This is a genomic window from Novosphingobium sp. HII-3 (assembly GCF_002916655.1).
GTDB classification, from domain to species: Bacteria; Pseudomonadota; Alphaproteobacteria; order Sphingomonadales; family Sphingomonadaceae; genus Novosphingobium; species Novosphingobium panipatense.
This window is the reverse complement of the sequence record NZ_PPSM01000008.1, coordinates 15,538-30,002: the sequence shown is the minus strand read 5'-3', so window position 1 is coordinate 30,002 and position 14,465 is coordinate 15,538. Positions and strand designations below refer to the sequence as shown.

The 14,465-nt window shown below is 60.3% G+C and carries 7 protein-coding genes and 2 pseudogenes; 7 read left to right on the top strand and 2 right to left on the bottom strand.

The window, feature by feature from the left end; all coding sequences use genetic code 11:
* Positions 1–7 precede the first annotated feature (7 nt).
* The 4 genes from C2R25_RS02075 (at position 8) to C2R25_RS02060 (ending at position 5,905) form a co-directional block, all read left to right on the top strand.
* Positions 8–1,051, top strand: coding sequence for a phosphotransferase family protein (locus tag C2R25_RS02075; protein WP_103727647.1), 1,044 nt, complete (start codon positions 8–10; stop codon positions 1,049–1,051).
* 283 nt (positions 1,052–1,334) lie between these two features.
* Positions 1,335–3,662, top strand: a complete 2,328-nt coding sequence (locus tag C2R25_RS02070; protein ID WP_233203716.1) for an enoyl-CoA hydratase-related protein — start codon at positions 1,335–1,337, stop codon at positions 3,660–3,662.
* Position 3,663: 1 nt separating this feature from the next.
* On the top strand, positions 3,664–4,662 hold the full coding sequence (locus tag C2R25_RS02065) for a nitronate monooxygenase family protein (protein WP_103727646.1): 999 nt from the start codon (positions 3,664–3,666) through the stop codon (positions 4,660–4,662).
* Positions 4,663–4,672: 10 nt separating this feature from the next.
* Positions 4,673–5,905: an acyl-CoA dehydrogenase family protein gene (locus tag C2R25_RS02060; RefSeq protein WP_103727645.1), complete on the top strand. Its 1,233-nt coding sequence runs from the start codon at positions 4,673–4,675 to the stop codon at positions 5,903–5,905.
* 1,154 nt (positions 5,906–7,059) lie between these two features.
* Here the strand turns inward: C2R25_RS02060 and C2R25_RS02055 are convergent.
* Complete coding sequence (locus C2R25_RS02055; protein ID WP_103727644.1) at positions 7,060–7,797, bottom strand: enoyl-CoA hydratase/isomerase family protein; 738 nt, start codon at positions 7,795–7,797, stop codon at positions 7,060–7,062.
* 451 nt (positions 7,798–8,248) lie between these two features.
* Between C2R25_RS02055 and istA the strand changes: the two are divergent.
* The 3 genes and pseudogenes from istA to istB all read left to right on the top strand — a co-directional run.
* Positions 8,249–9,129, top strand: a pseudogene (istA, locus tag C2R25_RS02050) (IS21 family transposase); the annotation flags it as partial.
* Positions 9,121–9,285, top strand: a pseudogene (locus C2R25_RS20615) (ATP-binding protein); the annotation flags it as partial. The pseudogenes istA and C2R25_RS20615, both read left to right, overlap by 9 nt.
* A 17-nt stretch (positions 9,286–9,302) precedes the next feature.
* On the top strand, positions 9,303–10,097 hold the full coding sequence (gene istB, locus C2R25_RS02045; RefSeq protein ID WP_304465943.1) for an IS21-like element helper ATPase IstB: 795 nt from the start codon (positions 9,303–9,305) through the stop codon (positions 10,095–10,097).
* 1,184 nt (positions 10,098–11,281) lie between these two features.
* Here the strand turns inward: istB and C2R25_RS02040 are convergent.
* Positions 11,282–13,333, bottom strand: coding sequence for a 3-hydroxyacyl-CoA dehydrogenase NAD-binding domain-containing protein (locus C2R25_RS02040; RefSeq protein WP_103727643.1), 2,052 nt, complete (start codon positions 13,331–13,333; stop codon positions 11,282–11,284).
* Positions 13,334–14,465 lie beyond the last annotated feature (1,132 nt).

The following is a 14,465-nucleotide window of genomic DNA, read 5'->3' as shown; positions in this document are numbered from 1 at the left end:
TTTTTCCATGGAATGGCGTTCTCTCGTCGACCTCGATTGTCTGGCCGCCTGGATGGATGGACAGGGGCTCGAGTCCGGCGTCATCGACGATGTGGTCCCTTTAACCGGAGGCACGCAGAATGTCCTGCTTCGCTTCACGCGCGGCGCCCGCACGTTCGTCCTTCGTCGGCCTCCTCTTCACAGCATCGCCAATGGCAGCGAGACGATGCGGCGCGAAGCTCGCATCCTGCGGGCGCTGGCGGGTTCGGACGTGCCGCATCCTGGTCTGATTGCCGCATGTTCTGACGAAGAGGTGCTCGGCTCCGCCTTCTACCTGATGGAGCCGGTTGAAGGCTTCAACGCGACTGTGGGTATGCCTGCCCTGCATGCCGAAGATCCTGCGATCCGCCGCCGGATGGGGTTTGCGATGGTGGATGGGGCGCTGGCGCTCGGACGAATCGACCCGTTTGCCGCGGGGCTTGGCGATATGGGCCGACTCGAGAACTATCTCGAGCGTCAGGCGACGCGCTGGCGCAAGCAGTATGAAGGCTATGCCAGTCACGGAGGCTGGCGCAGGGATAGCCTCTCTGGCGTTGAGGCGGTCGGCACGTGGTTGGATGAGCACTGCCCCACGTCCTTCACGCCTGGAATCATTCACGGCGACTACCATCTCGCCAACGTGATGTTCCGAACAGATGGCCCTGAGCTTGCCGCCATTGTCGACTGGGAGCTTGCGTCCGTTGGCGATCCTTTGATCGATATGGGATGGCTGATCTCGACATGTCCGGACGATGAGGACGAGGTGCAGCCCATTACGCGGCTTGAACCGTCCGACGGCTTTCCCACAATCGCCGAACTCATCGCACACTATGTCACGAATTCTCAGCGTGATACCTCCGCGATGCTCTGGTACAAAGTGCTTGCCTGCTACAAACTCGCGATCCTCCTAGAAGGATCGAACGCTCGAGCGATCGCGGGGAGAGCGGACCGGGAGGTCGGTGATCGGCTGCATGCACAAGCGCTTATATTGCTCGCTAAGGCTCAGCGCTCAATTGCACGCGGCATCCTGTAAAGGCACTTCATGAAAGTATTTAAGCGATCAATTAAGCTTGCGTTTTAGCAACCGACTTTGTATCGCCATATGCACTTCGCTCCGTGTGTTTGTGTGAGGTGCCGGTCAGGCTCGGTTCGAATCATGCTGGGGCAAGCGGCGCGGGCATTGTGCCATCGCGATGATCAACTGGCTGTATCAGGCGGAGGGCGAGGCAAGGCAAGCGGGCGGCGGGCAGCGGGAGGTCTTCATACGGGATGAAGGTACGCTGGCTACGTTCGTACGGTGAGTGGGAGAAAGCGCTTTGACAAAACTTGCCGCCGAGAATGTTCCGGTAATCGTCGCCATCGGCGAAGTGACGGATCGACCCGCTGGCCCGGCGGCAGGGCGTGAACCGGTGGCGCTCATGGCTGAAGCACTTCGCAATGCCGATGTCGACGCCGGTGGCGGTCTCCTGGCGGCGCTCGACTCCATTGAACTGGTTGGGCAGGTCAGTTGGCGATACCGTGATCCGGTCGGCTTGCTATGCGAGCGGCTTGGCATCGCGCCGGGACGCGCGATCAACGCCAGCATGGGCGGTGAGACTCCGGTGCGGCTCGTCCACGAGGCCGCACTGCGAATTCAGCGGGGTGAGAGCAAAGTTGCCGCAGTAGTTGGCGGTGAGTCACTCAACGCCTTGGGGAAGGCCCGCAAGGCGAAAGTCACGCTCGACTGGACGCCCATCGTGTCTCGCGACGAGGCGGTCAAGGTGGACTACCAGAGTCTGCCGCTAAGCCGCTCGTCCAAGAAAATCGGCATCACCGATCCGGTCCACATCTATCCGCTATATGAAAATGCCTATCAGGCGAGCCGTGGCATCGACCCCGCAGAGGGTCGGCGGCAATCGGCGCAGCTCTGGGAGCGCTATGCGGCGGTGGCGGCGCAAAATCCGTTTGCATGGATCCGTTCGGCGCCTTCGGCCGAGGAAATCGGGGAACCATCGGAAAGCAACCGCATGGTTAGCTTCCCGTATCCTAAACTCATGGTGGCCAATCCTAGTGTTAACCAGGCCGGAACGGTTGTCGTCGCCAGCCTTGCCTGGGCCCTTGCCGCTGGCATTGCCGAGGAGCGGCTGATCCACATCTGGGGCGGTGGCGCGGCAAATGAACCCGGCGACTATCTTCTGCGCGACGGTTATGACCATTCGACGGCGCAGCGCGCGGTGCTCGAGCGTGCCGTGGAGCTGGTGGGTGGCGACGCGAAGCGTTTCGACCTTGCCGAACTGTATAGCTGTTTCCCAATCGTGCCGAAGATGGCGTTGGAAACGCTGGGCCTCCGGGCCGATGTCGAGCCGACCGTCGCAGGGGGGCTGACCTTCTTCGGCGGGCCGCTCAACAACTACATGACTCACGGCATGTGCGCGATGGTCCGCAAGTTGCGCGCTGGCGAAGGCCAGATCGGCCTTGTCTACGGACAGGGCGGCGTCGTCTCAAAGCATCACGCGCTCGTCCTCGCGTCCGAGCCTGCATCGTCGCTTGATGATTCCTACTCTGTGCAGGATCGCGCGGACGCCGCGCGCGGGCCGGTGCCCGCACTGATAGAGCGATATAGCGGGCCCGCGACGGTCGAGACCTATACGGCCGTATATGGCCATAAAGGCGAAGTCCGCCATGGCGTGGTCGTAGCGCGAACACCTGGCGGCGAACGCTTGATCGCGCAGGCTCGTGCCGATGACAAGCGGACGCTCGCGCTGCTCACGACGACGGAGCGCTCGCCGATCGGCATGCAGGGGCATGTTCGCATCGACGGCTATGACAACATGGTGTGGGAGGAAGGCGCGCTGCGCGATCGCAAGGCGATGCCGAAGAAGTACTGCACTGTCGAGCGCGACGGACCGCTGACGATTGTCACAATCAATCGCCCGGACGCAATGAATGCGCTGCACCCGATGGCCAATGAGGAGCTCGGCGAAGTTTTCGACGAATTCCAGGCCGACCCGGATCAGTGGGTGGCGATCCTGACCGGTGCGGGTGATCGCGCGTTCTCCTCTGGTAACGATCTTAAGTTCACCGCGGCAGCCATGGCCCGCGGAGAGCAGCCGGGGTCGCCCGTAAAGGGCTTTGCTGGTCTGACTTCGCGCTGGGACCTAAAGAAGCCGGTGATCGCCGCAGTCAACGGCGTCGCAATGGGCGGGGGCTTTGAAATCGCGCTCGCGTGCGACCTTATCATCGCGTCGCGAACGGCGCGTTTCGCGCTTCCCGAGCCAAGGGTGGGCCTTGCTGCGCTGGCAGGTGGCTTGCTGCGGCTGCCCCGACAGATCGGACTCAAGCAGGCGATGGGCATGATCCTGACCGGCCGCCACGTTCCGGCGGAGGAGGGAATGGCGCTCGGATTTGTAAACGAGGTTGTGGAACCTGAACAGCTGATGTTGGCAGCTCGGCGTTGGGCAAGCGAGATCATGGCATGCAGCCCAATGTCGATCCGAGCGTCGAAGGAGGCGGTACTCAAGGGTCTGGATGAGCCGGACCTGCAGGGCGCCTCCACCAATCAGATGCGCTACTCCGCAATGCAGGCGCTGTTTCGATCCGAAGATATGCGTGAAGGACCGCTCGCCTTTTCCCAAAAGCGCGCACCCCAATGGAAAGGCCGTTGACATGATCAAGACTCGTTTCACTGAACTGTTCGGCGTCGATCATCCAATCGCCCAAGGTGGCATGATGTGGGTCGGCAAGGCAGAGCTCGTAGCGCCCGTCGCCAATGCTGGCGCCTTGGGCTTCCTGACCGCGCTGACGCAACCAACACCCGAGGCGCTGACCAAGGAGATTGCGCGTACGCGCGACATGACCGACAAGCCTTTCGGCGTGAACCTGACGATCTTGCCGTCGATCAACCCTCCTCCGTATGCCGAATACCGGGCCGCAATCATCGAGTCCGGAGTGAAAATCGTCGAAACGGCGGGTTACAAGCCGCAGGAGCATGTTGATGACTTCCGCAGCCATGGCATCAAGGTCATCCACAAGTGCACTGCGGTCCGCCATGCTCTCTCGGCTGAGCGGATGGGCGTGGATGCGATCTCCATCGACGGCTTCGAATGTGCAGGGCACCCGGGTGAGGACGACGTCCCTGGCCTGATCCTGATTCCCTCGGCGGCAAACGTCGTAAAGGTGCCGATGCTTGCTTCTGGCGGTTTCGCGGATGGCCGCGGGCTAGCCGCCGCACTCGCGCTTGGTGCCGACGGTATCAATATGGGAACCCGCTTCTGCGCGACGCAAGAGGCGCCGATCCACGAGAACTTCAAGAAGGCGATGGTCGAGGCGGACGAGCGCTCGACCGACATCATCTTCCGGACCTACAAGAACAGCGCGCGTGTTGCCCGCAACGCGATCAGCCAAGAGGTAATCCGCCTCGAGCGTGAAGGACGCCCGTTCGAAGATGTGGCACACCTTGTTAAGGGCGCGCGCGGGCTCGAGGGCCTTATGAACGGGGATACCGATCATGGGGTCTGGAGTGCCGGCCCCGTTATCGGCCTGATCCGCGATATCCCGAACGTGAAGGATCTGGTGGAAACGATTATCGAGGATGCCGAGGTTTTGATCCGCGAGCGGCTGGGCAACATGCTCGACGCGCTCTCGGCGCGTTCGGTCGCTGCATAGGACACACGAAATGGATCTGGACTGGAGCGACAAGGAACTCGCGTTTCGTGACGAGGTGCGCGCGTTCTTCGCCGAAAATTTGACATCTGAAGCGCGTGACGCGGGCAGCCTGATGACAAGCGTCTATGCCGACCACGAAGCTGGCATGGCATGGCAGGCGGTTCTGCACGAGAAGGGCTGGGCCGCGCCCAGCTGGCCAGTCGAGCATGGCGGTTGCGATTGGACGACACTCCAGCACTACATCTTTTCGCGCGAGCGGGTCACTGCAGGTGCGCCCCCTGTGTCTCCGATGGGCATCCAGATGGTCGCTCATGTCATCGCGCGGTTCGGCACGGAGGAGCAGAAGGCGTTCTTCCTCCCGCGCATCCTGACCGGCGAGCACTTTTGGTGCCAGGGCTATTCTGAGCCTGGCTCCGGCTCCGACCTTGCTTCGCTCCAGATGAGCGCGGTTGAGGACGGCGATGACTTCATCTGCAATGGTTCGAAGATCTGGACGACGCATGCGGGCGAAGCCAACTGGATATTCTGCCTCGTGCGAACATCGCGCGAGGCAAAGCAGCAGCAGGGAATCACTTTCCTGCTGATTCCAATGAATACGCCTGGCATCAAGGTCGCGCCGCTCGCGATGACATCGGGCGAGCAGGTCCAAAATCAGGTCTTTTTCGACAATGTGCGTGTGCCTAAGAAGAATGTGCTCGGCGAGGTCGGCAAGGGATGGACCGTCGCCAAGTATTTGCTTGAGTTCGAACGCGGCGGTTCGGCCTATGCGCCCGAGCTTCAGGTTCGCCTCGCAGCGCTAGCCGAGGCAGCCGCACAGCAACCTTCGGACACTGGTGAGACGTTGATCGACGATCCGATTTTCGCGGCCAAGCTCGCCGACGCTCGCATCCGCACCGACGTGCTCGAAATATTTGAGTTTCGGATCATGTCTGAAACAAGTGGCAGTGGCAGTGTTGGAGTCTTCTCGTCGGTAATGAAGGTTCTTGGCACCGAGTTGCAGCAGTACGTGACCGAGATAGCGCTAGAGGCAGCAGCCGCGCAAGGCACGGTCTATCAGCCGCATGCAACCCGACCAGGTGGGCCAGTGATCGATTATACCCCACCGGCGAACGGGTATGTGTCGGGCGGGGTGTGGCAGGCGATCGCTCCACTCCGCTACATGAATGAGCGCGCCGGATCGATCTATGCAGGGTCGAACGAAATCCAGCGCAACATCTTGGCGAAGACTGCATTGAGGCTGTGATGCTTCGCGACATCCCTTTCGTCGGGCCGACCGCCGGGGGACGCGCTTGGGACAGAACGATCTCATCGCGGTTCATGAGTGATTGTCCAGGCTCGCGCTCAGAGCGGTTGCCCGTAGGCGTGCGCGTGACTGCGAACTTCAATCTCAAGAGCATCTACAGCTTCCGTCACTACGCCTTACGCCATGGTCGTCGGTGGAGAGGTGCGCACCGATGCGCCGCTGAGATCCGCTGAGCACTTCGATGCAAGCGATGCGGATCTCGCGGTGCACCTTGCTATCGCCTTCTACCTTCGTGGCCAGCAGAGCGCGTGCTTTGATGTCTCTGGCCGCCGGCCGCGCAGCCGAGATCATGTTTAATGACGGTCAATCGGAGAACCGAGTTAACGCAAGCGCGGCGGAAATCGGCCGTGAGCCGGCGTCGATAGGCGCCCGACCGGAGAGCGTCAGCGTTGTGGATATACTGATGCGAGGCAACTTAAGCGGCACACATCTATCCCACTAAAGCGGTCTCTACACGCTGTATTGCGCGCGGCTCGCCCACTGCGAGGAGCCGGCGGTGCTTAACTGCGTCTCCAGTAAGGACCGCATCGGGAGACCGGGCAAGTTGTTGCATTACCTCCCGGTTTGCATGTCATCGCCTCGGTGAGCGACTACGTCACATTCAACAACATGCCCTGCCGAGATGCGTTGCTGGACCACGCCTGAGGTGTTACAGCGCGTGGCATCTTGCCGTCTCAAGCAGCCTTCTAGGCGGTGGTTTCGGTCGATCCTATGTACATCGCGAGCGTAGAGGTTCAGATTTCCGAACGGCCGGGGAGCCTCAATTCTCAACTTCGCATCGTGCTTGGCTTCCGCCGGAGACGCGCAAGCGTTGATCGAGCGCTACCTCGTCACCGATTAAGGCACGCCATCGTCGCTACGTATGTGAGGCGTGAGCCCTTCGTCCTCCGATGATCTTTGTAGGAGGCCTGTCGCCAGTCTTCGCAAAGGGACCTTTCCGGGGGAACCCAGCCGGTCCCTCATGATGGTTGGCAAGCGTGGTGGCCGAACCGGCATGCGAATATTGCCAAGCCGGGACTTGCGCCTTGAAGCACCTAGAACAATCCGGTTAGGCCCGATTGCTTCGGCTCGCACTGGGCGGTACGATGGGATCGCTAGCGTCGGGTGAAGGCTGCGATACGATCCTGCGCGTCGGCCCCGAGTCCCTCGTTCTCGGTAATCTCCCACTGCAGCCCGGCGTCGATAGGCCAGCCTTCGCTCGCCTCCAGCAAGCGCTTGTTGGCGCGATGCGTATGAGGCGAATTGGCAGCGATGCGAGTAGCGACCGCTTCGATCTCATGATCGAAATCAGTCAGCGGCACGGCTGTTTCGGCAAGTCCGATTCGAACTGCTTCGTCGGCGTCGATGATGTCGGCTGTGAACATCAGGCGCTTGGCAGTCGCTATGCCAACCCGCCGCGGAAGCCGCTGGCTCATGCCCCAGATCGGCGTTAAAGCCCATTTTGCGTGCGTATCGCCAAAGCGCGCGTTGTCCGCTGCGATGATGAAGTCGCAGGCAAGGGCGACCTCTAACGCACCGGTGTAACAGTGGCCGTGAACCGCCGCTATCACCGGCTTAGGCATCTTCTCCATCAGACGGAGTGTTTCGCTGTGCCACCCTAGTGAGGGAACTTCTTCTCCGTTTGCGATGTCGTCGAGATCATGACCTGCGGAAAAGCACTTGCCGGCGCCACGCAACATCACGCAGCGTACGTTCTCATCCACCCGCAGTGCCTCAATGTGGCCGCGCAACTCGTGAAAAAGCGGCACCGTCAGCGCGTTGAGCTTTTCTGGGCGATTTAGTGAGAGCAGCGACCATCCTTGGTAGTCCGCGCGTTCGACCAGTGCTTTCATTCGCTACAATGCCTTCTGCATGTTGGTTGTGCAACATCGGTGCCTGCCTTCGCCGTAGATTATCATGCGCAAGGCGCTGCTTCTTCCTCGTGTTATCGCGGTAATGGTCGTTCAATCAACCGCTGTATGCGGCAGAACCTGATTTGCTGGTTACTCGCGGATGGATGAGGTTGGTCGCGGACTAGCACCAAATACTCTGCAAGAAGAAACCTGGGAGGGGCATAGTGGGAGAGCGTGCTGCGCTGCGATCAACGTGAGACGTCAGCGTCAATCAGGATGAGACACCGTTTGCGGGTGTCGGCGTAGGGCGTAGCCCGGAGCCGACAGCCTCAAACGAAAAGCCCCTTCGAAGGGCTTTGATGGTCGTGACCGGCCTACATCTGAGCTTTTCCTTGAGGGAAGAGCCCAGGTGAGCGGTCGACACGTCAACGATCATCAGACGAGGCTCTTCATGAATTACCGCCAAACCGACCCGCTACCCGTGGCAGCAGCCAAGGCTGGCATCAGCCGGGCGACCGCTTACCGGCCACTCGAGGATGGCAGGCTGCCGTCGCAAAAGGTGGAGCCGCGAGGTCGACGTCGACCCGATCCGTTGGCTGAGATTTTCGATGCCGAGATCGTCCCGCTCCTCCAGGCGGCGCCGGGCTTGCGAGCAGTCGCCATATTCGAGGAGATGCTTCGCAGGCATCCGCATCTCTCCCCCGGCATTCGGCGGACGATGGAGCGGCACATTCGGACATGGCGTGCGCACCACGGTGAGGATCAGGAGGTCATCTTCCGCCAGACACATGAGCCTGGCCGCATTGGCCTGTTGAACTTCACTGACAAGGGTGACCTCGACGTGGCGGTCACAATCGCGGGGCAGCCGCTTAAGCATCTGCTCTACCATTTTCGGCTGGCTTGGTCAGGCTTCGAGCACGCCCATGTCATCCTCGGCGGCGAGAGCTATGTCGCCCTGGCGGAAGGACTGCAGAATGCCCTGTGGGCGTTGGGCGGCGCCACGCCTGCATCGCAGCGACAGCCTGTCGGCGGCATTCCGCAATCTCGACGCTGACGCGGCGATACGAAGCGTTGTGCGAGCATTACGCGATGGAGCCGACCCGCAACAATCGCGGTGTCGCCCATGAGAACGGGGCTATCGAAAGCCCCCACGGCCATCTTGAATCTGCCGTGACCGATGCGCTGCTGATGCGCGGGTCCGGCGACTTCGTCGATCTGGCGACATACCGCGCCTTCATCGACGAGATCGCCGCGCGCAAGAACCGGCGCAATGCCGCTGGTATCGATGCCGAGCGCGCGACGCTGCGGCCACTTCTCCAGCTTCGCACAACGCTCGTCACCAGTCAGCTCCCGGTGGCCCGCTGGCATCAGACGATCAACGATCCAACCTATGCCGATGCGATCCTCGACCGCCTCGTCCACAACGCTCACCGCCTCGAGCTCGAAGGCGAATCCATGCGCCGGCCCGCAACGCCAACTGCCGCTTGACCGCATCACCGACATAGGTGACATCGACAGCCAACGATCAGCCGCTTCAAGTGCGCGCGATCAGATCGGAACGCTGCGCGGCATCAGATTGGAATGCCTGCGCGCGATCGTCGGAATCCGCAGCCTGGCCCCAGTTTGCTGAGCGCGCCGACAAGGAGGCGTGGCCAGCGACCCGCTTCCTCGCAGCGCTCGCCGAGCACGAGATCGCCGAACGAGATCGGCGGCGCATCGAGCGGCATCTGGCAGAGGCGCGCCTGTCACCGGGCAAAACCCTCGACACCTTCGACTTCACCGCCGTGCCGATGATCTCCAAGGCCCACATCTTGGCGCTGTGCGCCGGCGACAGCTGGCTCGAGAAAGGCGCCAATCTCATCATGATCGGCGGACCCGGCGGCGGAAAAAGCCATCTCGCCGCAGCAATCGGCATGGCACTTGTCGAAGCAGGCTGGCGCGTCCTGTTTACCCGTACCTCGGATCTGGTCCAGAAACTCCAGGTCGCACGCCGCGAGCTTGCCCTCGAAAGCGCTATCGCCAAGCTCGACAAATACCACCTGCTGGTGCTCGACGATCTCGCCTACGTCACCAAGGACCAGACCGAAACCTCCGTCCTCTTCGAACTGATCAGCGCTCGCTACGAAAGTCGATCATCCCTCATCACCGCCAACCAGCCATTCGGCGACTGGTCCAGGATCTTTCCGGATCCGGCCATGACGCTCGCGGCCATGGATCGCCTCGTACACCACGCCACCATCTTCGAAATGAACGTCGAGAGCTACAGACGCCGTGCCGCTCTCCAGCGACAATCAACCTGAGACCCCGCTGTCGCGGGGCGGCAATCAACGCAAAACTGACCTTGCATTGCCTGTCGCACCGCGACAATCTCGCACCCGTCACGGCCTCAGAGTCTCATTCTGATCGCCGCTACTGTCTCACCAAGATCGCCGCGCAACAAGAGCGCAACCATTGTTCGAGTCATCGAAGGTTTGTCGTGCCGGTGGAGCGGTCATCACCAATCTTCTTCGACTATGATAAGCGAAAACGTAGGAGCCAGCGCCTCTATTGTTATCGAAGGGAGCGTGGCAATTTGCGGCGGATCACAATGCCAGACGGAAGATTGTCAAGCGGATTAAGTCGTGAAGTTTACTTGCTTAGAGCCTCAGCTATGCAGTCTTGAACGAAGATCCTCCCATCTTTGTCTCTGGATAGCTCCATCGTATAGCTGCCAGTTATCAGCGAAGCGCGGTACGCAATCGAGTAACACCCATGTTTGAAGTGCGCGGTCACCATGATGTGGTCATGGGTGGAATGATAAAGAAACAGCGCGCGATGAACAGGCGCCTCTTGGAGAAACTCGGTGCAACCGAGGCCTGATGGTCTTCCGCCGGCTTCGCGCAGTTGGCGAGCGTCGCATCAGAAGGATGCACGACCGACACCTCGGGGGGGATGCAGCGCCTGGTCCGTCGCAAGCAAGGGGGATCGAATTGATCGGGCGATCACCGGGTTTCACCCTGTTATCTTTGGCATGCTGCTATAAGGCGTGTGGTACCGCCTAATCTGTCATCCTTGGCCGATAATGCCGGTTGCAGTCGCAAGGCCGGTCAAAGGATGCCTTGCGCGCTGCTCCTCAGCGAGGTGCCACGTCCGAATCGTTTGAATTCAAGGGAAGACGGCGATCGGTTACAACCTGCCTGTACGCCAAGCGTCGAACGGCAGCTCTGAACCGTTATTGCGGAAGCGGGGGCTTCGTCGCGCTGGTGAGACTCATCCCCTGGCCCGATCAGCGGCATCCACCAGCGACGCTTTTGGAGCGAAATACGTCTAATACGATCGCGCACACTGCAAAGCCCACAACACACCATCGTTGCTGTGACCGATCAGATCAAGACGAGCGCGAGTGTGCAAGGTGCGAAGAGCCACGTTGCACCGATCCCCTATACAATACAATCAGAGGTGAACGGCGCTTCGCTATGCTCGCGAAGCACCGTTCCGGCATAGTTCAGTTGAGGATGCTATCGCCTGCTGCGGCCTTCGCCACCAGAAGCTTTGCAGGTTCGATACCGCGCGAACGCAGCCCATCGACGACCTTCTGGAGACCGACCGATTGTCCCCAAAACATGGGCCCGCCAGTGTAAACCGGCCAGTTATAACCGAGGATCGCCGCCACATCGATATCCGAGGCGCGCAAGGCAATCCCTTCTTCGAGCAGCTTTGCGCCTTCATTGACCACAGGATAGAGAAGACGAGCGACGATTTTTTCCTCGCTCTGGCTACCCGTGTTAACAATGCCCTTGCTTTTGGCGAAATCGGCGATGACCTCTGCTGCGACCGGGGACGGCGTTGCTTTGCGGCTGTCATCGTAGTCGTAGTAGCCACCGTTCTTCTTCTGGCCGAGCCGATCGAGCTTGACCAGATCACTGTTGACGGTTCGTTCGGCGCTCTCACGGCCAATAACGTCCAGACCGACCAAATCGTTCATCTGGAACGGTCCCATGGCGAAGCCATAATTGTAAATGGCGGCGTCCACCTCTTGCGGAGTCGGCCCTTCGAGAATGAGTTCATTCGCCTGCTCTGCGCGTTGGAACATGATCCGGTTCGCGATAAAACCAAAGCAAACGCGGCTGAGGACAGGAACTTTGCCAATCTTCTTGCCGAGCGCCATCGATGTGGCGATCACCTCATGAGAAGTCTTTTCGCCGCGCACAACTTCGAGAAGCCGCATCACATTCGCAGGCGAGAAGAAGTGTAGCCCGACAACCCATTCCGGCCTCGTGGTCGCCGCGGCGATCTCGTTCACATCGAGGAAGGAGGTGTTCGTCGCCAGGATCGCTCCCGGTTTTGCAATCCTATCGAGCTTGCCAAAGACGTCCTTCTTGACGCCCATTTCTTCGAAGACTGCCTCAATGACGAGGTCCACATCGCCCAGGGCTTCGAGACCGATTGCGGGCTTGATGAGCGCCATTCGCTGCTCGACTTGCTCTTGCGTCATCCGCCCGCGTTTTGCAGACGCCTCATAGTTGCGACGGATTACGGCAACTCCGCGATCTAGCGCGTCCTGGTTCATCTCGACCAGCGTGACCGGCGTGCCGACATTGAGGAAGTTCATGGCGATGCCGCCGCCCATCGTGCCGGCCCCAATCACGCCTACCTGGGCAATCGGGATCGTGGCCGTTCCCTTGGGAACGTCCGGCACCTTTGTAGTATCGCGCTCGGCGAAGAAGTAATAACGCTGCGCTTGCGACTCGGTGCTGGTGACAAGTTCGAGGAACAATTCGTTTTCGCGCTTCATACCCGAGTCAAAGTCAGGGCTGGTCTCGACCGCGGCCTGGATCGCACGCACGATGTTGTGTGGCGCCTTGAAGCCGCGAAATGTGCGGGCGTGTGCCTTCAGATAGTTTTCGAAGACGTCCGGGTTGGCCTTCGCGGCTTCGAGCTTCTCGTTACGGTCGCGCACACGTGCCAGCGGCTTACCCTGAGCCAGTACGCTTCGTGCAAAAGTAACAGCGTCGGCCACCAGATTGCCCTCAGTCGCCAGCGCGTCGATCATGCCGAATTCGAGCGCCTTCTTCGCCTTGATCGGCTTGCCGCCAGTGATGATGTCGAGCGCGGCTTCTACTCCGACGATCCGCGGCAGGCGCTGAGTGCCCCCAGCGCCGGGCAGCAGACCGAGCGCGACCTCAGGCAGTCCAACGAGCGCCGAGGGGACCGCAACGCGATAGTGGCAGACGAGCGCAACTTCGAAGCCGCCGCCAAGTGCGGTGCCATGGATTGCCGCCACCACTGGCTTTGTACTGCTTTCGATCTGAGCCATGACTTCAAGCAAATCCGGAGATTCCACGGGCTTGTCGAATTCTGAGATGTCCGCGCCAGCGAAGAAGGTTCGGCCGCCACAAGCCAGAACGATCGCCTTCACTGCTTCATCTGCAGCGAACTTTGTAAAGCCTTCCGCAATGGCACGACGCGTCTTGATGCCAAGAGCATTTACCGGAGGGTTGTCGACCAGAACAATGCCGATCTCGCCGTCAATCGTGTAAGTGCCAACCTCGCTCATCAACCCGCTCCACCTTACTTTCGTCCGTCCCTTCATGGGCCGCCATACCTCCCTATTTAATCATTCAATAAAGAGCAAGGCTTCTAATAAGGCATGGTCCCGAAGGCATTCCGCCAATGGCGATCCGAGGTAGCTGCGCCACGAGGTCGGACCGTTCTTAGGCGATTTTCATGCTATGATCAGGATGGAACGCTGACCCTCTTCCGAGCAATGCGCGACCGCAAGCCGCGCCGCGCATCCTGAATGACATTGCGGTTTCGAACGGCTTGCGCGGCAGTGAGATGATCTCCAAGTTTGCAGACCTGGAGAAGCTCAGTCCATCCCCAAGTTGTCATCGACATGGATCGCATGCCCGGTAGTGCAGCCCGCTTCAGGGCTCAACAAGAAGGCTACCAGCTGCCACCCGTTGCTCGGTGTCCCTTGTGAGACGATGGTATGCCGCAGGCGACCGACTGTTTTGGCGCGCTGAACTCCACATTGCCGTTGTGATCTGCTGTTCGCTGAGGAGTGCCGGCCATCAAGTCCGTGTGGACCGATACAGGGCAGACGCAGTCCACACGAATGCCATGGCGAGCCAACTCGCGTGCGAGTTGGTTTGTGGCTCTGCTAACCGTGAGTTCGATGCGGAGTAAGCGCCGTAGTTTGCCATACCCGATCGATGTGCGAGCGAATACAGGATCACGATCGGGCTACCGGCGTGGGGCTCCCACATCCAAGCCTACGGCGTTCGGCACGTATCCGGCCGAGCCACGCCATCCGGCCGCACGCTCCTTGGAAGGAACGTCAGCGCGGTCCCGGGCGGGAGACGAAAATGACAACCGCTGCCGCTCCCCAAGCGAGTCGCAGTTCGGCCGCACGCCTGATACCGCGCATGCGGTCCGCGTGTGTTACTAGAGCAACCCGTGTGTCAGACAGTTCGATATCACGTCCCTCGACTTGATCGCGACGAAAAATCGGTGATTAGCCGCAGACGGGCCGGAGCCACGCCACCACAGATACAATCTATGAGCTCATAGCCGAAGCAAATCAGATGTTAAGCCGCAGCCTTTGCACCGGCCAGTGCACCCGCGAAGGGGCCAGCAAGCAACCGGATTGCGGCGAATTAATTTATCGCTTAAAAGGTTGCGCTGCA

Bases quoted from the DNA above. Each gene is read 5' to 3' on its own strand.
- C2R25_RS02075 (WP_103727647.1), top strand. From the start codon at position 8: ATGGAATGGCGTTCTCTCGTCGACCTCGATTGTCTGGCCGCCTGGATG.
- C2R25_RS02065 (WP_103727646.1), top strand. From the start codon at position 3,664: ATGATCAAGACTCGTTTCACTGAACTGTTCGGCGTCGATCATCCAATC.
- C2R25_RS02060 (WP_103727645.1), top strand. From the start codon at position 4,673: ATGGATCTGGACTGGAGCGACAAGGAACTCGCGTTTCGTGACGAGGTG.
- C2R25_RS02055 (WP_103727644.1), bottom strand. From the start codon at position 7,797: ATGAAAGCACTGGTCGAACGCGCGGACTACCAAGGATGGTCGCTGCTC.
- C2R25_RS02040 (WP_103727643.1), bottom strand. From the start codon at position 13,333: ATGAGCGAGGTTGGCACTTACACGATTGACGGCGAGATCGGCATTGTT.